We start from the raw sequence: 24,981 nt of genomic DNA, 5'->3' as shown, positions 1-24,981 counted from the left end.
GTTGAGAATGTCATTATTACTGGCGCTGGTCGCCATTATTTTTGCCGGGCGTCTGATCCTGAAAAAGTATCACCCTCAGTCGGTGTTGCTGTTAACCGGGATCGTACTACTGCTTATCGCGCATTTTAGCGGGATGGCCACTCTCAGTAGCCTGGTAAAAAAAAGCACCGGATTTGGCCCATTTGACGCCTTTGAGTTTATTCGCGATACCCTGAGCGTGCGTCTCGGCGGTCTCGGGCTACAAATCATGCTGATAGGTGGCTTTGCCACCTATATGTCGGCTATTGGCGCAAGTCAGGTGCTGGTGCGCGTCACATCCCGCCCCTTGCAACGTCTGAACTCCCCTTATCTACTGCTAGGGCTGGCGCTGTTGCTGGGTCAATTCCTGTCGCTGTTTATCAGTAGCGCCACCGGGCTGGGTCTGCTGTTGATGGCAACACTGTACCCGCTGCTGACCCGTCTTGGCTGTAGCCGTGCCGCCGTTGCCGCCGTTATCGCCAGTACCTGCGCGGTTGAGTTTGGCCCAGGCTCCGGGAACTCGGTTCTCGCCGCCAAAACGGCAGGTATCGAGGTAGTTAACTATTTTGTTCAGGATCAGTTACCGATTGTCGTTCCGGTTATTCTTTTCATCGCTCTGCTTCATATCGTTGTACAACGCTTTTTCGATCGCCGGGAGAGCGGTGACAATACAGCGCAGCAAATGCAGACATTAACCTCAACCGAAGAAACCGAAGCGCCGGTAGCCTGGCTGTTCCTGCCAATGTTACCGCTGGTTTTAATGCTGGCGTGCAGTGATTTGCTGTTCAGCTCACTCAAAATTACGCTGGATACCGCCGTACTGATAAGCCTGTCCATTACTTTGATTTGCGAATATTGCCGCCATCGTAAAGCTCGCGAAGTGATGGCTGGCGTACAAAAAGTTTTCGACAGTATGGGCAGTGTGTTTGCCACGGTAGTCACGCTGATTATCGCCGGTGAAGTTTTCTCCGCCGGTCTGAAAGCAATTGGCGCGGTTGATGCGCTGCTGTCACTCTCAGGAGAATTTGGCCTCAGCGCAGCGTCCATAATCTTACTGATGACGTTAATCACCTTTGCGATTTCAGCGTTGATGGGCTCCGGGAATGCAGCCTTTTTCTCCTTCGCCCCGATGGTGCCGGATATCAGCCGCCATATCGGCAGCGACGTGGCGGTTATGATGCTGCCGATTCAGATCTCAGCGGGTATTGGGCGGACGTTGTCACCTATTGCCGGCGTGATTATCGCCATCGCCGGGATCGCAGGTGTATCACCGGTGGATATCGTTAAACGCACCGCAATTCCGATGCTGGGAGGATGGTTGCTGATGATTACACTGACATTCGCCCGATCAGGGCACTTGTTGGCGGTTCTCCCGTGGCTGGCCGTCCTCGTCCTATTGATGATCGGTGGCTACTTCTGGCAGCGTCGGCGTAAACAGCCGCTTGCAGTACAGTAAAAAAAAGCCGGAGTCTGAGAGACTCCGGCTTTTACACTTATGGATAGGGTTAAACGGCTTTCACTGCATCCGCAATGCGGTGCGCAAACTCCGTAACCTGTGCTTCGTCTTCACCTTCAACCATCACACGGATTAATGGCTCAGTGCCCGACTTACGCAGCAGTACGCGTCCACGGTTACCCAGTGCCGCTTCAACCTCTGCCATCACCGCTTTCACGCTTTCATGCTCCAGCGGATCGCCGCTACCGGCGGTGTAACGTACGTTAACCAGCAATTGCGGGAACATTTTCATGCCGCTGCACAGATCGTGCAGACTCATATGGTTACGCACCATCGCAGCCAGTACCTGCAGACCCGCCACAATACCGTCACCCGTAGTCGTTTTATCCAGCAGAATCACATGACCTGAGTTTTCCGCACCGATACGCCAGCCTTTTTCCTGCATTTTTTCCAGTACGTAGCGGTCGCCCACTTTCGCACGGGCAAACGGAATACCCAGTTGTTTTAGCGCCAGCTCCAGCCCCATGTTGCTCATCAGTGTACCCACCGCACCACCGCGCAGTTGCCCCTGGCGCAGCGCTTCACGCGCGATGATGTACATGATCTGGTCACCGTCGACTTTATTACCTTCGTGGTCAACCATAATAACGCGGTCGCCGTCACCGTCCAGCGCAATACCCAGATCGGCTTTTTCCGCGATTACGCGCGCCTGCAGCGCACGAACATCGGTCGCGCCAACTTCTTCATTGATGTTTACACCATTCGGTTCACAGCCAATGGCAATGACGTTAGCACCCAGTTCGCGCAGTACATTTGGCGCAATGTGGTACGTTGCGCCGTTAGCGCAGTCCACCACAATTTTAAGCTCGTTCAGGCTCAGCTCATTCGGAAATGTTCCTTTGCAAAACTCAATATAGCGACCGGCAGCATCGACAATACGGCTGGCTTTACCCAGCTCGGCCGAATCCACGCAGGTGATTGCTTTTTCCATCTCCGCTTCAATCGCTTCTTCAACTGCATCCGGCAGTTTGGTTCCGTCGATGGAGAAGAATTTAATCCCGTTGTCATAAAATGGGTTGTGCGAAGCGGAGATAACAATCCCGGCTTCAGCACGGAATGCTCGTGTCAGATACGCAACAGCAGGTGTTGGCATTGGTCCGGTGAAAGAGGCAGACAGACCCGCGGCGGCCAGACCCGCTTCCAGCGCAGATTCCAGCATATAACCAGAAATACGCGTATCTTTGCCGATAATGATTTTGCGTGAACCATGACGTGCCAGCACTTTTCCTGCCGCCCAACCCAGCTTGAGCACAAAGTCAGGGGTGATTGGAGCGTCGCCTACACGGCCACGAATCCCATCGGTGCCAAAATATTTACGATTACTCATAGCGTTTGTTTTCCTTTGCAGACAATGTGGCTTCCACCACACGCATCGCTTCTACGGTTTCTTTGACGTCATGGACACGAATAATCTGCGCTCCCTGCATTGCAGCAATGACCGCACATGCAAGGCTGCCGCTCAAACGCTCAGATGGACCCACATTGAGCAATTGGCCAACCATTGATTTTCGTGACATCCCTACCAGCAGCGGCAGATTAAAATGATGAAACTCCGCCAGACGTGCCAGCAATGTGTAGTTGTGAGTAAGATTTTTACCGAATCCGAATCCTGGGTCGAGTAGCAATTTATCTTTTGTGATTCCGGCCCGTTCACAACGTGCTATTTGCTCAACAAAGTAACGATTTACCTCAGCAAATACATCCTCATACTTCGGCGCTTCCTGCATAGTTTTCGGCTGTCCCTGCATATGCATCAGGCAAACCGGCAACCCAGTTTCTGCCGCAGCTTCCAGCGCGCCCGGCTCAGAGAGCGAACGTATATCGTTAATGATATGCGCCCCCACTCTGGCGCACTCACGAATGACCTCTGGTTTTGAAGTATCTACCGAAATCCACACTTCAAAACGTTGAGCGATTGCCTCAACAACCGGGATCACACGCTGCAGTTCTTCTTCCACGCTAACATCCGCCGCTCCCGGTCGCGTAGACTCACCACCCACATCAATGATAGTCGCCCCTGCGTTAATCATCAGATTTGCGTGTTTTACCGCCTCAACCAGGGAGTTGTGCGCTCCACCATCAGAAAAAGAGTCTGGTGTGACGTTTAAAATCCCCATGACGTGGGGATGGCTGAGATCCAGCGAAGATCCCTGAGCAAAGAGTTTCATAGTGTTATCCCTGGTAAAATCTTTAATGAACAGATAAGAAAAACCCCGGAGCAAGCCCCAGGGTTTTCAATTAAAACATGGTCATCAGATGACGATAACTTATTTGTCGCCTAACTGCTCTGACATGTTGCCCGGGTTCGGCGTACGCGGCTCTTCAGCCGGACGCGGCGCACTCGGGGTGCCATTGTTGCCAGAGTTGTTAGATGAACCAGACTCTTCCCAACCCGCTGGCGGGCGCACTTCGCGACGAGCCATCAGATCATCAATCTGCGGTGCATCGATGGTCTCATATTTCATGAGCGCATCTTTCATTGAGTGCAGGATGTCCATGTTATCGTTCAGCAGACGGCGAGCACGGTCATAGTTGCGCTCAATCAGTGATTTCACTTCCTGATCGATAATACGCGCGGTTTCATCGGACATATGTTTTGCTTTAGCAACAGAACGTCCCAGGAACACTTCGCCTTCTTCTTCCGCGTACAGCAACGGCCCCAGTTTGTCAGAGAAGCCCCACTGAGTGACCATGTTACGCGCCAGGTTCGTCGCGACTTTAATGTCGTTCGACGCACCTGTAGAAACATGTTCAGCACCGTAGATGATCTCTTCCGCCAGACGACCACCGTACAGCGTGGAGATCTGACTTTCCAGTTTCTGACGGCTGGCGCTAATTGCGTCGCCTTCAGGCAGGAAGAAGGTGACACCCAGCGCACGACCGCGCGGGATAATCGTCACTTTATGCACCGGATCGTGTTCAGGTACCAGACGGCCGATGATTGCATGGCCAGCTTCATGGTACGCGGTAGATTCTTTCTGCGCTTCCGTCATCACCATGGAGCGACGTTCCGCACCCATCATGATTTTGTCTTTCGCTTTCTCGAACTCAACCATCGATACAACACGCTTGTTACCACGCGCTGCAAACAGTGCCGCTTCGTTCACCAGGTTCGCCAGGTCCGCACCGGAGAAACCAGGCGTACCACGAGCAATAATTGCCGCATCGATATCCGGAGACAGCGGTACGCGACGCATATGCACTTTCAGAATCTGTTCACGACCGCGAACGTCTGGCAGCCCCACCACAACCTGACGGTCAAAACGGCCAGGGCGCAGCAGCGCAGGGTCAAGAACGTCCGGACGGTTAGTTGCCGCGATAACGATAATACCTTCGTTACCTTCGAAGCCATCCATCTCAACCAGCATCTGGTTCAGCGTCTGTTCACGTTCATCGTGACCGCCACCCAGACCCGCGCCACGCTGGCGACCTACGGCGTCGATTTCATCGATGAAGATGATGCACGGTGCCGCTTTCTTGGCTTGTTCGAACATGTCACGCACACGAGATGCGCCCACACCGACGAACATTTCCACGAAATCAGAACCGGAAATTGTGAAGAATGGAACCTTCGCTTCACCCGCGATGGCTTTTGCCAGCAGGGTTTTACCTGTCCCCGGAGGACCGACCATCAGGACGCCTTTCGGGATCTTACCGCCCAGCTTCTGGAAACGGCTCGGTTCGCGCAGGTATTCAACCAGTTCAGCGACCTCCTCTTTCGCTTCGTCACAACCAGCGACATCAGCAAAAGTGGTTTTGATCTGATCCTCGGTCAACATGCGCGCTTTGCTCTTACCGAACGACATGGCACCTTTGCCACCACCGCCCTGCATCTGACGCATGAAGAAGATCCAGACACCAATCAGCAGCAGCATTGGGAACCAGGAAATGAAGATAGAAGCCAGCAGGCTCGGCTCTTCAGGCGGCTCGCCAACAACCTTGACGTTTTTAGTCAGCAGGTTATCAAGCAGCTTCGGATCGTTAACCGGAATGTAGGTCGTGTAACGGTTACTATCTTTCTTGGTAACGTTAATCTCACGTCCGTTGATACGCGCTTCACGAACCTGGTCCTGATTGACCTCTTGCAGGAAGGTAGAGTAATCAACCTTACGGCCATTAGACTCGCTGGGCCCAAAGCTCTGGAATACTGACATCAGCACAACGGCAATGACCAGCCAGAGTATTAGGTTTTTCGCCATGTCACTCAAGGGATTAACCTCATATTACAACTGTGTTAAAAACAGCGTCAGGATACTCTATATCCAGTGTCTTTCAAACTTACGTTTGAAATCTACCGGTTATGGTTTACGCCCGGTCGCTACAATGTACACTTCACGCGAACGGGCGCGAGAAGAGTCCGGCTTACGAACTTTGACCTTCGTAAACAGGGAGCGAATGTCTCTTAGATACTCATCGAAGCCTTCGCCCTGGAACACCTTCACTACAAAACTACCACCTGGTGCTAATACATCACGAGCCATTCCAAGTGCCAGTTCAACCAGATACATGGCCCGGGGAATATCCACCGCCGGTGTTCCACACATATTTGGCGCCATATCAGACATGACAACTTGTACTTTACTGTCACCTACACGCTCAAGTAACGCTTTCAGGACTAATTCATCACGAAAGTCGCCCTGAAGGAAGTCCACACCAACGATTGGATCCATAGGTAAAAGATCGCAAGCGATAATGCGGCCGCTGTTTCCGATCTGCGTAACCGCATATTGCGACCAGCCACCGGGTGCAGCGCCGAGGTCAACAATCGTCATCCCCGGTTTAAAAATTTTGTCACTTTGCTGTATTTCATCAAGTTTAAACCAGGCACGGGAACGTAACCCCTTTTTCTGTGCCTGTTGAACATATTTATCGCTAAAGTGTTCCTGAAGCCAGCGACTCGAGCTGGCAGAACGCTTTTTACCTGTCATTTCACTTTCCCATCGGGCAGTTCATCGTAACCAATGGTGTAAATATCTACACAGCTATTTGGCGATATATGGGAGATGGCGGTAGAATGACCCGTTTTCAATCCCAACGTAAGCAAAAATATACGATGAATCTGAGTACTAAACAAAAACAGCACCTGAAAGGTCTGGCACATCCGCTCAAGCCTGTAGTTATGCTTGGCAATAATGGTTTGACCGAAGGGGTACTGGCCGAGATTGAACAAGCGTTAGAGCACCATGAGCTTATCAAGGTGAAAATCGCCTCGGAAGATCGCGATACTAAAACCTTGATCGTGGAAGCTATCGTACGCGAAACCGGCGCCTGCAATGTACAGGTCATCGGCAAAACGCTGGTACTGTATCGCCCGACGAAAGAACGTAAAATCTCGCTGCCACGCTAAGAATATCCCAAAGTTGAACACGAAGTTTGTGTAAAACGCGGGAATTTCCGCTAGCAGGAGAGCAAAATGCCACGCTCTCTTCGTTGATAAAAGGCCGCTATGCGGCCTTTTTCCTTTCTTTACAATACATCAACATCTTACAGATACACTAAATAATTCGAGCACAGCCAACGCACATGCCGCGTGAAGTATGATGTGTGTATTGGGAAATTCTTACAGGTATTCGACCTTCGTCACTTCATACTCAACTTCACCGCCCGGCGTTTTGATAACCACCACATCATCCTGCTCTTTACCAATCAGGCCACGAGCAATAGGTGAGTTCACCGAAATCAGGTTTTGTTTAAAATCAGCCTCATCATCGCCAACAATGCGCCAGGTCTGCTCTTCATCGTTATCAAGATTCAGAACGGTAACCGTCGCACCGAACACAACGCGGCCGTTATTTGGCATTTTAGTGACGTCAATAACCTGCGCGTTAGACAGTTTGGCTTCGATATCTTTAATGCGACCTTCGCAGAATCCCTGCTGTTCACGAGCCGCGTGATACTCCGCGTTCTCTTTCAGGTCACCGTGTTCACGCGCTTCCGCGATCGCGGCAATAATTTCAGGGCGGCGCACAGATTTGAGAAAATCCAGCTCTTCGCGCAGTTTTTCAGCACCACGTAAGGTCATCGGGATAGCTTGCATTTGTTATACCTCTTGAACATTCCTGTAGGGGGTGATTGTCCTCACCCCGGCTGCTAAGCCCACCCTGGCATACGCCATGCCAGAGTCAGAAGCAAAAAAATACCGACCCGGGGCACGAGGTCCCAGGTCAGCTACAATTCTCTATTTGATGTTCATTTTACCCTGGAGTTCCCTATGGGTCATCGTTTACTTTTTAGGGCGTTGCGCCGTAGTATGACGGCCTGATTCCAGGTTGTTAGCGCGAGATTATGCGATTTCCCAGATTTGCCATTGGATTAACTGCCAGTATAGCGTTCAGCGTTCAGGCTGCGAATGTCGACGAGTACATCAACCAGCTTCCTGCCGGGGCCAACCTCGCCCTTATGGTACAGAAGGTTGGCGCGCCTGCGCCCGCGATTGATTACCATAGCCAGCAGATGGCACTCCCGGCCAGTACCCAGAAAGTGATCACCGCTCTGGCGGCATTGATTCAACTCGGACCTGATTTCCGTTTCACCACGACGCTTGAGACAAAAGGCAACGTGGAAAATGGGATATTGAAAGGTGACTTAGTTGCAAGATTTGGTGCCGATCCGACGTTAAAACGTCAGGATATTCGCAATATGGTAGCAACTCTGAAAAAATCAGGGGTGACGCAAATTGCCGGAAATGTCCTGATCGACACCTCCATTTTTGCCAGCCATGATAAAGCACCCGGCTGGCCCTGGAACGACATGACGCAATGTTTTAGCGCTCCGCCAGCAGCGGCGATTGTCGACCGAAATTGCTTCTCTGTATCGCTCTACAGCGCACAAAAAGCCAACGATTTGGCGTATATCCGCGTAGCATCATACTACCCGGTGACCATGTTCAGCCAGGTTCGTACCCTCGCGCGTGGTTCTGCGGAAGCGCAATATTGTGAACTGGACGTGGTTCCCGGCGATTTAAACCGCTTCACACTGACCGGGTGTCTGCCGCAGCGCGCCGAACCTCTGCCACTGGCGTTTGCTATTCAGGACGGTGCCAGCTATGCCGGAGCCATTCTTAAAGATGAGCTAAAACAAGCGGGTATTACCTACAGCGGCACGCTGCTGCGTCAGACTCAGGTCAACGAACCGGGTACCGTAGTCGCCAGCAAACAATCAGCACCGTTGCATGATCTGCTTAAGATTATGCTGAAAAAATCAGACAACATGATTGCCGACACCGTTTTTCGCATGATTGGCCATGCGCGATTTAACGTACCGGGCACCTGGCGAGCAGGTTCAGATGCCGTACGTCAGATCCTGCGCCAGCAGGCGGGCGTCGATATCGGCAACACGATTATTGCCGATGGCTCTGGCCTCTCCCGCCATAACCTGATTGCCCCCGCCACCATGATGCAGGTACTGCAATACATCGCGCAGCATGACAATGAGCTGAACTTTATCACGATGCTGCCACTGGCTGGCCATGATGGCTCCCTGCAATACCGTGCAGGCCTGCATCAGGCTGGTGTTGATGGCAAGGTTTCCGCGAAAACAGGCTCACTGCAAGGGGTGTACAACCTCGCGGGGTTCATCACCACCGCCAGCGGGCAACGCATGGCCTTCGTGCAGTACCTGTCTGGCTATGCGGTAGAGCCTGCAGACCAGCGTAACCGCCGTATTCCACTGGTACGCTTCGAGAGTCGGTTGTACAAAGATATATACCAGAATAACTGAGTATGTTTGGCGGATAGCGACACAAACGCGCCTTATCCGGACTACAGCGCACCCTGGAAACAAAAACCCCGGCAACATGGCCGGGGTTTTTATTGGGATTAACGCTTGTAAATGAACTCAACGCCTTCTTCGTCGTCTTCGTCCCAATCATCATCCCAGTCATCTTCCGCTTCGTCTTCGACTTCAGCGAGCTGCTGACGGTGATAATCATCCCACATGAACTCAACTTTCTCCGGCTGTTTCGCTTCTTCAGCCTGAACAATTGGGTTCTCAATGATAAAGGTCATCACATCCCAGCAAAGATCCTTCACACCCAGCTGGCTGGCGGCAGAGATCAGGTAATATTTACCTTCCCAGCCCAGCGCTTGCGCGATCGCTTTCGCTTTTTCTTCCGCTTCAGCTTTGTCCATCAAATCAATTTTGTTGAACACTAACCAGCGAGGTTTAGATGCCAGATCCTGACTGTATTTTTCCAGTTCGCCAATAATGATACGGGCGTTTTCTACCGGATCGGAACCGTCAATCGGATCGATATCAATGAGGTGCAGCAGCACGCGGCAACGTTCCAGGTGCTTCAGGAAGCGAATACCAAGACCAGCGCCTTCAGCAGCACCTTCAATCAGACCCGGGATATCAGCAACCACGAAGCTCTTTTCGTTGTCCATACGCACAACGCCGAGGCTCGGTACCAGCGTGGTGAACGGATAATCCGCCACTTTCGGTTTCGCCGCAGATACCGCGCGGATAAACGTCGATTTACCGGCGTTTGGCATACCCAGCATACCGACATCGGCTAACAGCATCAGCTCCAGCATCAGGTCACGTTTATCGCCAGGTGTACCCATCGTTTTCTGGCGCGGGGTACGGTTGACCGACGATTTAAAACGGGTGTTACCCAGGCCGTGCCAGCCACCTTTAGCGACCATCAGACGCTGACCGTGTTTGGTCATGTCGCCCATCGTTTCGCCCGTACCCTGGTCGATAACGCGTGTCCCTACTGGCACTTTGATGGTAACGTCTTTACCACGCTTGCCGGTGCAATCACGGCTTGCGCCATTCTGACCACGTTCCGCACGGAATGATTTTTCAAAACGGTAATCAATCAGCGTGTTCAGGTTTTCGTCGGCTTCCAGCCAGACGTCACCGCCATCACCACCGTCACCACCGTCCGGACCGCCTTTTGGGATGTATTTTTCGCGGCGGAAGCTGACACAACCGTTACCGCCATCGCCTGCAACGACCAGAATCGATGCTTCATCAACAAACTTCATTTTACTCTCCGTAAATCATTCGCCTGAGCGGGGTTGCGAAACCACCGTTTCATGCTTACGTAAACCGCCCCAAATTCGATGACCAATGGCGGAATACATCGCGCCCGCAACCACGATAAACGCACCGAGATAACCTAAAAGGTTTAGCATCGGTCTGGCGAAGAAATCGGGCCAGGCCAGTGATAATAAATCTGAAAATAACAACGTAAACAGCGGTGTGAGCGTAATTATGGCGCTCACCTGTGCCGCCTGCCAGCGAGCCATTGCTTCCGCAAGGGCACCGTATCCTACCAGTGTATTCAGGCCGCAGAACACGAGGCAGGCAAGCTGCCAGTCGCTGAGTTGCGCTATTACGCCGGGTTTAGCCAGCGGCAACAACGCTATCGTACATAAAGTGTACAGTAAAAACAGGATCTGCGGTGATGCCAGGCGGCGCAATAACACCTTTTGCGCGACCCCATAACACACCCAAACCGTCGCGGCACCAACACCAAAGATCACGCCCCAGGTGTAATCGGTCAGCCGGGTAAAAATTTCGATCAGACTGGTATTAAAAAACAACACCAACCCGCTCAGAAGCATAATAGCGCCAATAATCTGCGTGCCGCGCATCTTCTCCTTCAGGATAAAGACACTGGCGATCATCATGCCAACAGGTGACAGTTGACCGATAACCTGCGAAGCCGTTGGGCTCAAATATTGTAAAGACGAACTAAACAGAATGAAGTTACCGAACAGTCCACCAGTGGCAATAGCCAACAGCACCAGCCAACGCGCTTTGCGAAAAATACGCAATGGAGGGAGCTTTTTTTTAACCGCAAGAATAGCGCCAAGGCCAATGCTTGCCATTAAAAAACGGTAGAACACTACGGTAGGAGGTTCCATCACCTCCAGCACTTGCTTCATCGCTATTGGTAAAGCCCCCCAACAGACAGCTGTCGTGAGTGCTAAAAGAATACCAATACCTGCCTGCTGCTTCATGCCGTATTCCCTGCAAGGGCTCGTTTCCGGGTTATCACGGCGCGACGAGCGTATTTACCGGTCGTCGAATGTAAAAAGCCCCGCAACGTGTTGCGGGGCTTTTATCCGTTACCGGGACGCGAAAAACTTATTCAGCAACAATGCTGATGAATTTACGGTTTTTCGGGCCTTTCACTTCAAATTTCACTTTACCGTCTGCTTTAGCAAACAGAGTGTGGTCTTTGCCGCAACCAACGTTGGAGCCAGCGTGGAATTTAGTACCACGTTGACGAACGATGATGCTACCAGCCAGAACTGTTTCACCGCCGAAGCGTTTTACGCCCAGACGTTTAGCTTCTGAATCGCGACCGTTACGAGTCGAGCCGCCAGCCTTTTTATGTGCCATTTAATCTGCTCCCCTTAACTTAAGCGCTGATGCCAGTGATTTTCACATCAGTGAACCACTGACGATGGCCCTGCTGCTTACGGTAGTGTTTACGACGACGAAACTTAACAATTTTAACTTTCTCGCCACGACCGTGAGCAACGACTTCAGCTTTGATAACGCCGCCATCAACGAAAGGAACGCCGATTTTGACTTCTTCACCGTTTGCGATCATCAGAACTTCAGCGAACTCAACAGATTCGCCAGTTGCGATGTCCAGCTTTTCCAGGCGAACGGTCTGACCTTCGCTTACTCGGTGTTGTTTACCACCACTTTGGAAAACCGCGTACATAAAAAACTCCGCTTCCGCGCACACCTTTTTGATGATTCAGAGTGCGCTATAAATATTCACAATAGGGCGCGAATATTACGCAAAACGCGAGCCTTTGACAAGTGCTACCGTCAATACATGAAGAAAAAAAACACAACGTGTACCGTAACGTTTATCTGCGGCGTTTTTTCAGTACAATCAGCATATATTTCTAACCCTAAACCCGACGTTACCTTCTCAAATAGTGAGGTAATCGGGGCGAGAAGCCCGGCTTTTGCGATGAATTTAGAAAAAATCAATGAGTTAACCGCGCAAGATATGGCGGGGGTCAATGCGACAATCCTTGAACAGCTCAATTCCGACGTCCAGTTGATCAATCAATTGGGGTACTACATCGTGAGCGGCGGCGGAAAACGCATTCGTCCAATGATCGCCGTACTCGCGGCGCGTGCCGTTGGTTATCAGGAAAATGCCCACGTCACGATCGCTGCCTTAATCGAGTTTATCCACACCGCAACCCTGCTTCATGACGATGTTGTGGATGAATCCGATATGCGCCGTGGGAAAGCCACGGCAAACGCAGCGTTTGGCAATGCTGCCAGCGTTCTGGTCGGCGATTTTATCTATACCCGCGCCTTTCAGATGATGACCAGCCTCGGCTCCCTGAAAGTGCTGGAAGTGATGTCTAAAGCGGTCAACGTCATTGCTGAAGGCGAAGTCCTGCAGTTAATGAACGTCAACGACCCGGATATCACCGAAGAAAACTATATGCGTGTTATCTACAGCAAGACGGCGCGTCTGTTTGAAGCTGCGGCCCAATGCTCAGGTATCCTTGCAGGTTGTAGCGATGAGCAAGAGAAAGGCTTACAGGATTATGGTCGCTACCTCGGAACGGCTTTCCAGCTTATCGACGATTTACTGGATTACAGCGCAGATGGCGAACAGTTGGGTAAAAACGTGGGTGATGACCTCAACGAAGGTAAACCTACGCTACCATTGCTGCATGCGATGCGCCACGGCACCCCTGAGCAGGCGCAAATGATTCGCCAGGCGATTGAGCAAGGTAATGGTCGCCACCTTCTGGAGCCGGTTCTGGAAGCGATGAACGCTTGCGGGTCACTGGAATGGACCCGTCAACGCGCTGAGGAAGAGGCTGATAAGGCGATTGCCGCACTTCAGGTACTCCCAGACTCTCAGTGGAAAGAAGCCCTGATTGGCCTGGCGCATATCGCAGTACAGCGTGATCGTTAATAATCCCCGCGCCCGCTAAGATTATCATCCCGTGCACTGCGCGGGATGTTCTTATAAATTCCTTTACCCCCCTACTCCTCACGCTAATAACACTTAATTAACCTCGGGTGAATATTGGCATATTCTGAATATACCAACATTTTACAGGAACATATTAGAGCATTCGTTCTCCGGACGTTATAGTGTCCTCACTGGCTGATTGTGAAACCGTAGGTGGTTAAACTAAGGAGTGATGGAATTATGGAAAACAAGTTTATTGACTGGCATCCAGCTGACATCATCGCAGGATTACGCAAGAAAGGAACCTCGATGGCTGCCGAGTCGCGTAAAAATGGATTAAGTTCATCAACGCTGGCAAATACGTTAACGCGGCCGTGGCCAAAGGGTGAATTGATTATCGCCAGAGCACTGGGGGCAGATCCCTGGGTGATTTGGCCATCGCGTTATCACGACGCACAGACGCATGAATTTATCGACAGAACGCGTCTGATGAGGGCCTGTAAAGAGAAGCAGAATACCAAATGATGTTTTGACAGTCCCCCATGTCGAAGACCCATGGGGGAACAAAAGCCACAGACGATTATTCGCCTTTCACGCGCTCAATATTGGCACCAAGTGCACGCAATTTATCCTCGATGCGCTCATAGCCGCGATCGATGTGATAAATACGGTCAACGACCGTTGTGCCTTCAGCGATACATCCCGCTAATACCAAACTTGCGGACGCACGCAGATCGGTCGCCATTACCTGTGCACCGGAGAGCGTTTCAACGCCGTGACAAATCACAGTATTGCTTTCGATTTCCGCGTGAGCCCCCATACGGCTCAGTTCAGGCACGTGCATAAAGCGATTTTCAAACACGGTTTCCGTAATGAAGCCAGTACCTTCGGCCACCAGGTTCAACAGTGTGAACTGGGCCTGCATGTCAGTCGGGAACGCCGGATGTGGCGCAGTGCGCACATTAACCGCTTTAGGACGTTTGCCGTGCATGTCGAGGCTAATCCAGTCTTCACCGACTTCGATATCCGCACCGGCATCACGCAGCTTCGCCAGAACAGCATCCAGTGTGTCTGGTTGTGCATTACGGCAGATGATTTTGCCGCGAGAAATCGCCGCCGCCACCAGGAACGTCCCGGTTTCAATACGGTCTGGCAGAACGCGATACACACCGCCACCGAGACGTTCAACGCCTTCAATGGTGATACGATCGGTACCTTGCCCAGTGATCTTCGCACCCAGCGCAATCAGGAAATTAGCGGTATCCACAATTTCCGGTTCGCGGGCGGCGTTTTCGATGATGGTGGTGCCTTCTGCAAGCGTTGCCGCGCACATAATGGTTACCGTTGCACCGACACTCACTTTGTCCATGACAATGTGTGCGCCTTTCAGGCGCCCCTCAACGGACGCCTTCACATAGCCTTCTTCCAGCTTGATGGTGGCACCTAACTGCTCCAGACCTGTAATATGCAGGTCAACCGGGCGCGCGCCGATAGTACAGCCGCCCGGCAGAGAAACCTGACCCTGACCAAAACGAGCAACCAGTGGCCCCAATGCCCAGATAGACGCACGCATGGTTTTCACCAGATCGTACGGTGCACAGAAGACGTTAACGTCACGCGCATCAATGTGCACAGACCCATTACGCTCTACTTTCGCCCCCAACTGGCTCAGCAACTTCATGGAGGTATCAACGTCCTTCAGTTTCGGGACGTTTTGAATTTCTACAGGTTCTTCAGCCAGCAGCGCCGCAAAAAGGATCGGCAGTGCGGCGTTTTTAGCGCCTGAAATAGTGACTTCGCCCTGGAGCTTGGTTGGCCCCTGAACACGGAATTTATCCATTATTCTGTTCTCTGTTAAGAATTCATCTTCGCTACCGGCATCTCACCCGTAGCTCAAAAACCGTTAAGTTTGCGATCGCGCGCCCATTCCGCTGGGGTAAACGCTTTAATCGACACAGCATGAATGCGGTTATCCGCAATATACTCCATCAATGGGCCATAGACCGATTGCTGCTTCTTGACCCGGCTCATGCCGTCAAACATCTCACCCACGGCAATAACCTGAAAGTGACTGCCGTCACCAGAAACGTGGACTTCCTGGAGGGAGAGTGCGTTCATCAGCACGCTCTGAATTTCATTATTTTCCATGGGCTCTTCATTCGTCAGATAGTGAAAACAGCCCAACATCTTAGAGCAAAGTGGCGCTGTCATAAATAAGCAAAAAGCCTCGCTGATAAATCAGACAAGGCTTTGGCGACAGATCCCCTGTGATGGAGGTGCTGAATGAAGGCACAAGGCCTTATCCAGCCTGGAAAAATTAACGCGGAAGGACGTCGTCAGGCAAATTGTAAAGCTGTGCCAGGGTATAAACCTTATCGTTAACACCGGTAAGCGAAACGCGATTTCCCTGTTGCTTGCCCTGGTCAACCAGATGCAACAGCAATGCCAGACCACCGGTATCAACCCGGGAGACCTGGCTCAGATCGATGCAGGTTACCCCTTTCATCGCCTCAACACGTGCATCCCATAGCGGATTTAACACGTCCTGATCCAGCTCTCCCGCGAGCGTCAGCTTGTCACCTTCACGCGTCCAGGTGAGTGACTGCGTCATTATTTCTTCTCTTCCAGAGTGATTTTCTGCTGAGAGATAGATTTCAGCTGTGCAGTCAGGCCATCAATACCTTTCGTGCGCAGCAGGTCGCTCCACTCATTCTGTTTAGTCGTGATCATACTGACGCCTTCGGCGATCATGTCATACGCTTGCCAGTGACCGGTTTGGGAGTTTTTACGCCACTGGAAATCCAGGCGCACCGGAGGACGACCGTTTGGATCGATAATCGTCACGCGGATAGGCACGATGGTCGCATCACCCAGCGGTTGTTCCGGTGCGATCTGATAGGTCTGACCGTGGTACATCGCCAGCGCCTGACCGTAGGCTTGCTTCAGGTATTCACGAAACGCGGCGAAATAAGCGTCACGCTGCGCAGGCGTAGCTTCTTTGTAGTAGCGCCCTAAAACCAGCGCCCCCGCATATTTCACTTGCACATACGGCAGCAGTTCCTGGTCGACAACATCACGCAGATAATCCGGGTTAGAACGGATCTTCGGTTGTTCGTTTTTCAGACGATCGAAAGTTTTCTGCGCCGCCTCATTCATCAGTTTATACGGGTTTGTCTGGTCCGCTGCGGTTGCCACGCTAAGTGGAGCAATGACCAGCATAGCCACCATCATCAATCGTTTAAACATACGTCGATTCTCCTGAGATTATTTCGTTGCGCCCGCAGGCGTAGTGGCTTCATTATTGCCTTCAGTTGCGGCTGGCGCATCGCCAGAATTCTTATTGTCATCACCTTTACTGTTACTGTTGTAGAGGAATTGACCAATCATATCTTCCAGCACCATCGCGGATTTAGTGTCCTGAATCGTACTGCCATCTTTGAGGATAGACGTTCCCAGCTCAGGATCTTCAAAACCCACGTTTAATGCCAGGTACTGCTCACCCAGCAGACCAGAGGTGCGGATGCTCAGCGAGCTGGTGTCCGGGATATGGTTAAAGCGCGATTCGATGTCCAGCGTTACGCGTGGCAGGTATGTTTTGGGATCTAACGAGATATCCGAAACTCGCCCCACAACAACCCCACCTATCCGGACTGGAGAGCGCTCTCTCAGGCCGCCGATATTATCAAAGGTCGCATAAACCGTGTAGGTTGGTTCAGTACGCATGGAGGTCACATTAGCCGCTTTCAGGCAGACAAATAACGCCGCCAGCAGCGCAACCAGCAGGAATACCCCGACCCAAATTTCATTTTTTTTCGTTTGCATGAACTCAATTCCCAAACATCAGTGCGGTCAGCACAAAATCCAGCCCCAGAACGGCAAGAGATGCGTGCACAACGGTGCGTGTCGTAGCCCGGCTAATTCCGGCGGAGGTCGGAATCGCATCATAACCATTGAACAATGCAATCCATGTGACCGTAATGGCGAACACCACGCTCTTAATCAAACAGTTGACCAGATCCAGACGCCAGTCGACGGCATTTTGCATCGCCGACCAGAAAAAGCCTGCATCAATCCCCTTCCAGCTAACGCCTACCAGCGAACCACCCCAGATCCCAACCGCGACAAAAATAATCGTCAGCAGCGGCAATGAAATGACACCCGCCCAAAAACGCGGAGAGACCACTCGACGCAGAGGATCAACCGCCATCATTTCCAGGCTGGAAAGTTGCTCGGTTGCCCGCATCAGGCCAATTTCCGCGGTTAACGCCGATCCGGCCCGCCCGGCGAACAGCAGCGCCGCAACAACTGGCCCCAGTTCTCGCAGCAAGGACAGCGCCACCAGCATACCGAGACTGGTTTCTGCACTGTAGGTTGTCAGGACCAGGTATCCCTGCAATCCCAGCACCATCCCGATGAACACGCCAGAAACGATAATGATCAGCATCGACAGGACACCGACATTATAGAGCTGGCGGATCAGCAGCGGCGCATGTTTGCGAAACTCCGGCTTGCCGACTACCGCATTGAACAACATTAATCCGGCTCGCCCGAACGTCCTGAGGGTTTTTATCCCTCGATGTCCGAGTGATGCCAGCGCATTTAACAACATGGGTGGCTTAACTCCCTGTTTTGAGTAAATCGGTGTGGTAATCGCCCGCCGGGTAGCGGAACGGAACCGGCCCATCGGCGATACCATCGAGGAACTGACGCACGCGCGGATCGGCATTTTCTTGTAGTGCCTGAGCACTACCGTAGGCCACTATTTTTTTGTCAGCCATAATATAGGCGTAATCTGCAATACTCAGTACCTCTGGCACATCGTGAGAGACCACCACGCAGGTGACGCCCAGCGCGTTGTTCAGCTCTGAAATCAACTTCACCAGCACACCCATGGTGATAGGATCCTGACCGACGAACGGTTCATCAAACATAATGAGATCAGGCTCCAGCGCAATGGCGCGCGCTAATGCCGCACGTCGCGCCATCCCACCGGATAATTCAGAAGGCATGAGTTTTGCCGCACCACGCAGGCCGACAGCTTCCAGTTTCATCATCACCGTGCTCTTGAGCAACGCCTTGGGCAGCGTCGTATGCTCACGCAGTGGATAAGCAACGTTGTCAAACACGTTCATGTCGGTAAACAGCGCACCGGACTGAAACAGCATACTCATGCGCTTACGCACGGTGTACAAACGTGAACGAGACATGGCTGGGACGTTTTCGCCGTCAAACAGGATTTCGCCCTTATCTGGCGGGATCTGCCCGCCAATCAGACGTAACAGCGTCGTTTTGCCGATGCCAGATGGCCCCATGATCGCCGTCACCTTACCGCGCGGCACCGTCAGGGAAATATTATCAAAGATGCAGCGGTCACCTCGGGAAAAGCTGACATCGCGCATATCGACTAGATTCGCCACAGACTGACCCATTGATTCATCCTTTACTATTGCCTCGTTGATCGAAGAGTTGGCGCTCAATTTAGCCCTGAACTCGACATATTTACAGATTATTGGCTGTCCTGGTTAGCGAAAGCTGGCATTTGTTTTACTTTTTAGCCGCATAAAGTCAAAATTAAGAATTCGTTACGGCTTCCAGAAGATCCTTCAAGTGGACCGGCGAGTATACCTGAAGAAAGGACTTTAGATGCTTTTAGCAACGGCACTGTTAATAATTGGTTTACTTCTGGTGGTCTACGGTGCCGACCGTCTGGTATTTGCTGCATCCATTTTATGCCGCACCTTTGGTATCCCCCCCATCATTATAGGAATGACGGTCGTCAGCATCGGCACGTCCCTACCTGAGATTATTGTCTCTGTTGCGGCATCAATGAATGGGCAGCTCGATTTAGCCGTCGGTACCGCCATCGGCTCCAACATCACCAATATTCTTCTTATTTTAGGCCTGTCAGCACTCATTCATCCTTTTACCGTGCATTCTGATGTTCTGCGTCGTGAATTACCGTTAATGTTGCTGGTAAGCATTTTGGCCGCGTCCGTACTGTATGACGGGCAGTTAAGCCGCAGTGATGGCCTCTTTCTTCTGCTTCTGGCCGTGCTATGGCTGCTATTCATTGTTAAAATCGCCCGTCTGGCAGAACGTCAGGGCAATGACAGCCTGACCCGGGAGCAAGTTGCGGAACTGCCTCGCGAAGGCGGATTGCCTGTCGCATTTTTATGGCTGGGGATAGCACTGATCATTATGCCAATGGCAACGCGTATGGTGGTTGATAACGCCACTGTACTGGCAAATTACTTTGCCATGAGCGAGCTGACTATCGGTTTGACGGTCGTGGCCATTGGTACCAGTCTGCCAGAACTGGCAACCGCCATTGCAGGTTTGCGTAAAGGTGAAAACGATATTGCCGTCGGTAACATCATCGGCGCGAACATTTTTAATATTGTTATTGTTCTTGGGTTACCTGCACTGATTACACCGGGCGAGGTCAACCCGATGGCCTTCATCCGTGACTATAGCGTCATGCTGCTGGTGAGCGTTATTTTTGCATTACTCTGCTGGCGACGCCCGCGCCAGATTGGTCGTGGCGCGGGTGCGCTTCTGACCAGCGGTTTTATCATATGGCTGGCGATGCTGTATTGGTTATCGCCACTTCTCGTTGGATAACTGGAAACGCATTATGTCGCACTTAGAGTTGCAACCGGGTTTTGACTTTCAGCAAGCAGGCAAGGAAGTCCTGACAATTGAACGTGAAGGCCTGGCGGAGCTTGATCAGTACATCAACCAGAACTTTACCCTCGCCTGTGAAAAGATTTTCAGTTGCCCGGGCAAAGTCGTGGTGATGGGAATGGGAAAATCAGGGCATATCGGGCGCAAAATGGCCGCCACGTTTGCCAGTACCGGCACGCCCTCATTTTTTGTGCATCCTGGCGAAGCCGCACACGGCGATCTGGGTATGGTGTCTCCGCAGGACGTGGTGATCGCCATTTCTAACTCCGGCGAATCCAATGAGATTGCCGCATTAATCCCGGTGCTCAAACGCCTTCACGTCCCCCTTATCTGCATGACCGGCCGTCCGGAAAGCAGTATGGCGCGTGCAGCAGATGTACATCTGTGTGTTAAAGTGCCCAAAGAAGCCTGCCCATTAGGTCTGGCACCGACCAGCAGCACGACCGCAACGCTGGTCATGGGCGATGCGCTTGCCGTTGCGTTACTAAAAGCACGCGGCTTCACTGCAGAAGATTTTGCGTTATCTCATCCTGGTGGCGCACTGGGGCGTAAGCTTTTGTTGCGCGTTAACGATATTATGCATACGGGAGACGAAATCCCGCATGTGACTAAAAGCGCCAGTCTGCGTGACGCCTTACTGGAGATCACACGGAAAAATCTCGGCATGACCGTCATTTGCGATGATGCGATGAAGATTGACGGTATCTTTACGGATGGCGATTTACGTCGTGTCTTCGATATGGGCGTTGATGTACGCCAGTTAGGCATTGCCGATGTGATGACCCCTGGGGGCATTCGCGTGCGTCCAGGGATTCTTGCCGTTGATGCCCTGAACTTAATGCAGTCCCGCCATATCACCTCAGTAATGGTTGCTGATGGCGACCAGTTACTGGGTGTGTTACATATGCATGATCTGCTGCGTGCAGGTGTAGTGTAAGAAACTCAAGGATAAAGAAAATGAGTAAAGCAGGTGCGTCGCTTGCGACCTGTTATGGACCCGTCAGCACTGACGTCATCACCAGGGCAGAAAACATCCGTCTGCTGATCCTTGATGTGGATGGCGTACTGTCTGATGGTCTGATTTATATGGGCAACAACGGTGAAGAGCTGAAGGCGTTTAACGTCCGCGATGGCTACGGCATTCGTTGTGCGCTCACTTCCGGTATTGAGGTTGCCATTATTACCGGACGAAAGGCTAAACTTGTAGAAGATCGCTGTGCCACATTAGGGATCACACATCTGTATCAGGGGCAGTCGGACAAACTGGTTGCCTTTGGCGATCTGCTTAGCAAACTGGCGATCGCGCCTGAGAATGTGGCGTATGTTGGCGATGACCTGATCGACTGGCCGGTGATGGCAAAAGTGGGATTAAGCATAGCGGTAGCGGATGCTCATCCGTTGCTGATCCCGCGGGCCGATTACGTCACCCGTATCGACGGGGGGCGCGGTGCAGTGCGCGAAGTCTGCGACTTATTACTCCTGGCGCAGGGCAAACTGGATGAGGCCAAAGGACAATCGATATGAGCAAAACCAGACGTTGGGTTATCATTCTACTGTCGCTGGCTGTCCTTGTGATGATTGGTATTAACCTGGCAGACAAAGACGACACTGCTCAGGTTGTCGTAAATAACAACGAGCCAACCTATAAGAGCGAGCATACCGACACCGTCGTGTACAGCCCTGAGGGCGCGCTGAGCTACCATTTGATCGCGCAACACGTTGAATATTATTCAGATCAAGCAGTTTCGTGGTTCACCCAACCGGTGTTAACCACATTTGATAAGGACAAAGTACCGACCTGGTCTATCAAGGCCGATAAGGCCAAATTGACCAACGATCGGATGCTGTACCTGTATGGCCATGTTGAGGTTAACGCGCTGGTGCCTGACTCTCAACTACGCAGAATTACTACCGATAACGCGCAGATCAACCTTGTGACGCAAGATGTCACTTCCGATGATCTGGTCACGTTGTATGGAACAACATTTAACTCCAGCGGACTGAAGATGCGCGGCAACTTACGCAGCAAGAACGCCGAGCTGATTGAAAAGGTTAGAACCTCATATGAAATCCAAAACAAACAAACTCAGCCTTAATCTTGTGCTTGCCAGCTCACTTCTGGCCGCCAGCATTCCGGCATTTGCCGTCACTGGCGATACCGAGCAACCGATTCACATTGAATCGGACCAGCAGTCTCTGGATATGCAGGGCAACGTGGTGACGTTTACCGGTAATGTTATCGTGACGCAGGGCACGATCAAAATTAATGCCGATAAGGTCGTCGTCACTCGTCCGGGCGGTGAAGACGGTAAAGAAGTGATTGATGGTTATGGCAATCCGGCGACCTTTTACCAGATGCAGGACAATGGTAAACCGGTTAAAGGCCGCGCCTCACAGATGCACTATGAGCTGGCAAAAGATTTTGTCGTCCTTACCGGTAAGGCTTATCTGGAACAGCTCGATAGCAACATCACGGGCGATAAGATCACCTATCTGGTAAAAGAACAGAAAATGCAGGCCTTCAGTGAGAAAGGCAAACGCGTCACCACCGTTCTGGTTCCGTCGCAATTGCAGGACAAAAACAAGACCAAGACTCCGGCAGAGAAAAAAGGTAACTGATTCGTTATGGCAACATTAACTGCAAAGAATCTTGCAAAAGCCTACAAAGGCCGTCGTGTGGTGGAAGATGTCAGCCTGACCGTCAACTCCGGGGAGATCGTCGGTCTGCTCGGTCCTAACGGTGCGGGCAAAACAACAACCTTTTACATGGTAGTCGGCATTGTGCCGCGCGATGCTGGCAACATTATCATTGATGACGAAGATATCAGTCTGTTACCCCTGCATGCGCGTGCCCGTCGCGGTATCGGGTACTTACCGCAGGAAGCCTCTATTTTTCGTCGCCTGAGTGTATTTGATAACCTGATGGCGGTTCTGCAAATTCGTGACGATCTTTCCAGCGAGCAGCGTGAAGATCGCGCCAATGAGCTGATGGAAGAATTCCATATCGAACATCTGCGTGACAGCCTTGGACAGGCACTCTCCGGTGGGGAACGCCGCCGTGTGGAGATCGCTCGCGCACTGGCCGCTAATCCAAAATTTATCCTGTTGGATGAACCCTTTGCCGGTGTTGACCCCATTTCCGTTATTGATATCAAACGTATTATTGAACACCTGCGCGACAGCGGGCTTGGCGTGCTGATTACCGACCATAACGTGCGCGAAACGCTGGCTGTTTGTGAGCGTGCCTACATTGTGAGCCAGGGACATCTGATCGCACACGGTACGCCGACAGAAATCCTGCAGGACGAGCACGTAAAACGCGTATACCTTGGGGAAGACTTCAGACTCTGATAGGGTAGTAGACTTCACGTCACCGCAGGAGACAACAACTCTGAACATGAAGCAAGGTTTGCAACTCAGGCTTAGCCAACAACTGGCGATGACGCCTCAGCTACAACAGGCTATCCGTCTGTTGCAGTTGTCCACGCTGGAACTTCAGCAAGAACTTCAGCAAGCGCTGGAAAGTAACCCACTGCTCGAGCAAACCGATCTTCACGACGAAATTGATACCCAGGAAAAGCAGGATAGCGAATCCCTCGATACGGCTGACGCACTCGAACAAAAAGAGATGCCGGAAGAGCTACCGCTGGATGCAAGTTGGGATGAGATTTACACCGCAGGTACGCCGTCTGGCACCAGCGGGGATTACATCGATGACGAGCTGCCTGTGTATCAGGGTGAAACCACGCAATCGCTGCAAGATTACCTGATGTGGCAGGTGGAACTGACTCCATTCTCAGACACCGATCGTGCTATTGCCACGTCAATTGTGGATGCAGTCGACGAAACAGGCTATCTCACCGTCACGCTGGACGACATTCTCGACAGCATGGGCGATGACGACGTCGGTATCGATGAAATCGAAGCCGTGCTTAAACGCGTTCAGCGGTTTGATCCCGTTGGCGTGGCGGCAAAAGATCTCCGCGATTGCTTACTGATCCAGCTTTCGCAGTTTGACAAAGTCACACCATGGCTGGAAGAAGCACGTCTGATCATCAGCGATCACCTTGATCTGCTCGCCAACCACGACTTCCGTACGCTGATGCGCGTAACCCGACTGAAAGAAGATGTGCTGAAAGAAGCCGTCAATCTTATCCAGTCGCTTGACCCAAGACCCGGACAGTCTATCCAGACCGGTGAACCAGAGTACGTGATCCCGGATGTGCTGGTGCGTAAGCATAACGATCGCTGGGTAGTAGAACTCAACAGTGACAGCATTCCGCGTTTACAGATCAACCAACACTACGCCGCCCTGTGCAATAACGCACGCAATGATGCTGACAGCCAGTTTATTCGTAGCAACCTGCAGGATGCGAAATGGCTGATTAAAAGTCTGGAAAGCCGTAATGACACGCTATTGCGCGTAAGCCGCTGTATCGTTGAGCAACAGCAAGCCTTCTTTGAGCAAGGCGAAGAGTATATGAAACCGATGGTTCTGGCAGATATCGCCCAGGCCGTCGAGATGCATGAATCGACCATTTCCCGAGTGACCACGCAAAAGTATCTGCACAGTCCGCGCGGCATTTTTGAATTGAAGTATTTTTTCTCCAGTCACGTCAACACTGAAGGTGGAGGCGAAGCCTCTTCCACAGCAATCCGCGCACTGGTGAAGAAATTAATTGCTGCGGAGAACCCTGCGAAACCGCTGAGTGACAGCAAGTTAACCTCTATGCTGTCAGAACAAGGTATCATGGTGGCGCGCCGCACCGTTGCGAAGTACCGAGAGTCTTTATCCATTCCGCCGTCTAACCAGCGCAAACAGCTGGTTTGACCCAACCGATAAGGA

The 24,981-nt window shown here is 51.8% G+C and carries 28 protein-coding genes; 12 read left to right on the top strand and 16 right to left on the bottom strand.

Features of this window, described 5'->3' with window-relative positions:
- Nucleotides 1–7 precede the first annotated feature (7 nt).
- On the top strand, nt 8–1,474 hold the full coding sequence (dcuC, locus tag OGX95_RS10620; RefSeq protein ID WP_286629387.1) for a C4-dicarboxylate transporter DcuC: 1,467 nt from the start codon (nt 8–10) through the stop codon (nt 1,472–1,474).
- A 49-nt stretch (nt 1,475–1,523) separates the two neighbouring features.
- Here dcuC and glmM read toward each other — a convergent pair whose 3' ends face one another.
- The 4 genes from glmM to rlmE form a co-directional block, all read right to left on the bottom strand.
- Nucleotides 1,524–2,861: a phosphoglucosamine mutase gene (glmM, locus tag OGX95_RS10615; RefSeq protein ID WP_101741911.1), complete on the bottom strand. Its 1,338-nt coding sequence runs from the start codon at nt 2,859–2,861 to the stop codon at nt 1,524–1,526.
- The gene (gene folP, locus OGX95_RS10610; RefSeq protein ID WP_048213410.1) at nt 2,854–3,702 is read right to left on the bottom strand and encodes a dihydropteroate synthase; all 849 of its coding nucleotides are present in this window, start codon (nt 3,700–3,702) and stop codon (nt 2,854–2,856) included. The genes glmM and folP overlap by 8 nt, the downstream gene beginning before the upstream one ends.
- 99 nt (nt 3,703–3,801) lie before the next feature.
- Nucleotides 3,802–5,733, bottom strand: a complete 1,932-nt coding sequence (ftsH, locus tag OGX95_RS10605) for an ATP-dependent zinc metalloprotease FtsH (protein WP_271440744.1) — start codon at nt 5,731–5,733, stop codon at nt 3,802–3,804.
- A gap of 99 nt (nt 5,734–5,832) precedes the next feature.
- Complete coding sequence (gene rlmE, locus OGX95_RS10600; RefSeq protein ID WP_137382431.1) at nt 5,833–6,462, bottom strand: 23S rRNA (uridine(2552)-2'-O)-methyltransferase RlmE; 630 nt, start codon at nt 6,460–6,462, stop codon at nt 5,833–5,835.
- Nucleotides 6,463–6,587: 125 nt separating this feature from the next.
- On the opposite strand from rlmE, the gene yhbY reads away from it, so the two are divergent.
- Nucleotides 6,588–6,881 carry a ribosome assembly RNA-binding protein YhbY gene (gene yhbY / locus OGX95_RS10595; RefSeq protein WP_003025016.1) on the top strand — a complete coding sequence of 98 codons (294 nt, stop codon included), beginning with the start codon at nt 6,588–6,590 and terminating at the stop codon, nt 6,879–6,881.
- Nucleotides 6,882–7,094: 213 nt separating this feature from the next.
- On the opposite strand, the gene greA is transcribed toward yhbY, so the two are convergent.
- On the bottom strand, nt 7,095–7,571 hold the full coding sequence (greA, locus tag OGX95_RS10590) for a transcription elongation factor GreA (RefSeq protein WP_003025019.1): 477 nt from the start codon (nt 7,569–7,571) through the stop codon (nt 7,095–7,097).
- A gap of 248 nt (nt 7,572–7,819) precedes the next feature.
- Here greA and dacB point away from each other — a divergent pair, with 248 nt between their 5' ends.
- Entirely contained in the window at nt 7,820–9,253 is a 1,434-nt protein-coding gene (dacB, locus tag OGX95_RS10585; protein ID WP_202037633.1) for a serine-type D-Ala-D-Ala carboxypeptidase, read from the top strand.
- 98 nt (nt 9,254–9,351) lie between these two features.
- On the opposite strand, the gene cgtA is transcribed toward dacB, so the two are convergent.
- The 4 genes from cgtA to rplU form a co-directional block, all read right to left on the bottom strand.
- A complete protein-coding gene (cgtA, locus tag OGX95_RS10580; RefSeq protein ID WP_286629386.1) occupies nt 9,352–10,524 on the bottom strand; it encodes an Obg family GTPase CgtA in 1,173 nt (390 codons plus the stop codon).
- 15 nt (nt 10,525–10,539) lie between these two features.
- Complete coding sequence (locus tag OGX95_RS10575) at nt 10,540–11,505, bottom strand: DMT family transporter (RefSeq protein ID WP_048213413.1); 966 nt, start codon at nt 11,503–11,505, stop codon at nt 10,540–10,542.
- Between the two features lie 127 nt (nt 11,506–11,632).
- On the bottom strand, nt 11,633–11,890 hold the full coding sequence (rpmA, locus tag OGX95_RS10570; RefSeq protein ID WP_003025030.1) for a 50S ribosomal protein L27: 258 nt from the start codon (nt 11,888–11,890) through the stop codon (nt 11,633–11,635).
- Between the two features lie 19 nt (nt 11,891–11,909).
- Nucleotides 11,910–12,221 (bottom strand): 50S ribosomal protein L21, encoded by a 312-nt coding sequence (rplU, locus tag OGX95_RS10565; protein WP_003025032.1) that lies wholly within the window; start codon nt 12,219–12,221, stop codon nt 11,910–11,912.
- 258 nt (nt 12,222–12,479) lie between these two features.
- Between rplU and ispB the strand changes: the two genes are divergently transcribed.
- Nucleotides 12,480–13,451: an octaprenyl diphosphate synthase gene (ispB, locus tag OGX95_RS10560; protein ID WP_286629385.1), complete on the top strand. Its 972-nt coding sequence runs from the start codon at nt 12,480–12,482 to the stop codon at nt 13,449–13,451.
- 240 nt (nt 13,452–13,691) lie between these two features.
- A complete protein-coding gene (gene sfsB / locus OGX95_RS10555) occupies nt 13,692–13,976 on the top strand; it encodes a DNA-binding transcriptional regulator SfsB (RefSeq protein ID WP_286629384.1) in 285 nt (94 codons plus the stop codon).
- A gap of 55 nt (nt 13,977–14,031) precedes the next feature.
- Here the strand turns inward: sfsB and murA are convergent, their stop codons facing one another.
- The 7 genes from murA to mlaF form a co-directional block, all read right to left on the bottom strand.
- Complete coding sequence (murA, locus tag OGX95_RS10550) at nt 14,032–15,291, bottom strand: UDP-N-acetylglucosamine 1-carboxyvinyltransferase (RefSeq protein ID WP_286629383.1); 1,260 nt, start codon at nt 15,289–15,291, stop codon at nt 14,032–14,034.
- 53 nt (nt 15,292–15,344) lie between these two features.
- Nucleotides 15,345–15,599, bottom strand: coding sequence for a BolA family iron metabolism protein IbaG (ibaG, locus tag OGX95_RS10545; protein WP_005121314.1), 255 nt, complete (start codon nt 15,597–15,599; stop codon nt 15,345–15,347).
- A gap of 169 nt (nt 15,600–15,768) precedes the next feature.
- On the bottom strand, nt 15,769–16,062 hold the full coding sequence (gene mlaB / locus OGX95_RS10540; protein WP_271449024.1) for a lipid asymmetry maintenance protein MlaB: 294 nt from the start codon (nt 16,060–16,062) through the stop codon (nt 15,769–15,771).
- Nucleotides 16,062–16,697, bottom strand: coding sequence for a phospholipid-binding protein MlaC (gene mlaC / locus OGX95_RS10535; RefSeq protein ID WP_286629382.1), 636 nt, complete (start codon nt 16,695–16,697; stop codon nt 16,062–16,064). The genes mlaB and mlaC overlap by 1 nt, the downstream gene beginning before the upstream one ends.
- Nucleotides 16,698–16,715: 18 nt before the next feature.
- Nucleotides 16,716–17,273: an outer membrane lipid asymmetry maintenance protein MlaD gene (mlaD, locus tag OGX95_RS10530; RefSeq protein ID WP_048213507.1), complete on the bottom strand. Its 558-nt coding sequence runs from the start codon at nt 17,271–17,273 to the stop codon at nt 16,716–16,718.
- Nucleotides 17,274–17,277: 4 nt separating this feature from the next.
- On the bottom strand, nt 17,278–18,060 hold the full coding sequence (mlaE, locus tag OGX95_RS10525) for a lipid asymmetry maintenance ABC transporter permease subunit MlaE (RefSeq protein ID WP_048213419.1): 783 nt from the start codon (nt 18,058–18,060) through the stop codon (nt 17,278–17,280).
- Between the two features lie 7 nt (nt 18,061–18,067).
- Nucleotides 18,068–18,880 carry a phospholipid ABC transporter ATP-binding protein MlaF gene (gene mlaF / locus OGX95_RS10520; protein ID WP_048213420.1) on the bottom strand — a complete coding sequence of 271 codons (813 nt, stop codon included), beginning with the start codon at nt 18,878–18,880 and terminating at the stop codon, nt 18,068–18,070.
- Nucleotides 18,881–19,094: 214 nt separating this feature from the next.
- Between mlaF and OGX95_RS10515 the strand changes: the two genes are divergently transcribed.
- Genes OGX95_RS10515 through rpoN form a run of 7 tightly spaced genes read left to right on the top strand, consistent with a single transcriptional unit; the run spans nt 19,095 to nt 24,966 of the window.
- Nucleotides 19,095–20,072 (top strand): calcium/sodium antiporter, encoded by a 978-nt coding sequence (locus OGX95_RS10515; RefSeq protein WP_271440746.1) that lies wholly within the window; start codon nt 19,095–19,097, stop codon nt 20,070–20,072.
- Nucleotides 20,073–20,085: 13 nt separating this feature from the next.
- The gene (kdsD, locus tag OGX95_RS10510; RefSeq protein WP_048213422.1) at nt 20,086–21,072 is read left to right on the top strand and encodes an arabinose-5-phosphate isomerase KdsD; all 987 of its coding nucleotides are present in this window, start codon (nt 20,086–20,088) and stop codon (nt 21,070–21,072) included.
- A 20-nt stretch (nt 21,073–21,092) separates the two neighbouring features.
- Nucleotides 21,093–21,659, top strand: coding sequence for a 3-deoxy-manno-octulosonate-8-phosphatase KdsC (gene kdsC, locus OGX95_RS10505; RefSeq protein ID WP_286629381.1), 567 nt, complete (start codon nt 21,093–21,095; stop codon nt 21,657–21,659).
- Entirely contained in the window at nt 21,656–22,231 is a 576-nt protein-coding gene (gene lptC, locus OGX95_RS10500; protein WP_048213423.1) for an LPS export ABC transporter periplasmic protein LptC, read from the top strand. Before kdsC ends, lptC begins: the two co-directional genes overlap by 4 nt.
- Nucleotides 22,200–22,754, top strand: a complete 555-nt coding sequence (lptA, locus tag OGX95_RS10495; RefSeq protein ID WP_286629380.1) for a lipopolysaccharide ABC transporter substrate-binding protein LptA — start codon at nt 22,200–22,202, stop codon at nt 22,752–22,754. The genes lptC and lptA overlap by 32 nt, the downstream gene beginning before the upstream one ends.
- A gap of 6 nt (nt 22,755–22,760) precedes the next feature.
- The gene (gene lptB, locus OGX95_RS10490) at nt 22,761–23,486 is read left to right on the top strand and encodes an LPS export ABC transporter ATP-binding protein (protein WP_048213425.1); all 726 of its coding nucleotides are present in this window, start codon (nt 22,761–22,763) and stop codon (nt 23,484–23,486) included.
- 46 nt (nt 23,487–23,532) lie between these two features.
- Entirely contained in the window at nt 23,533–24,966 is a 1,434-nt protein-coding gene (gene rpoN, locus OGX95_RS10485; RefSeq protein WP_286629379.1) for an RNA polymerase factor sigma-54, read from the top strand.
- The last annotated feature ends 15 nt before the right edge of the window (nt 24,967–24,981 follow it).

The sequence above is a fragment of the Citrobacter sp. Cu233 genome (genome assembly GCF_030332225.1).
Lineage (GTDB): Bacteria > Pseudomonadota > Gammaproteobacteria > Enterobacterales > Enterobacteriaceae > Citrobacter.
Note: the sequence above shows the minus strand (reverse complement) of the source record. Positions and strands in the feature narration are given on the sequence as shown.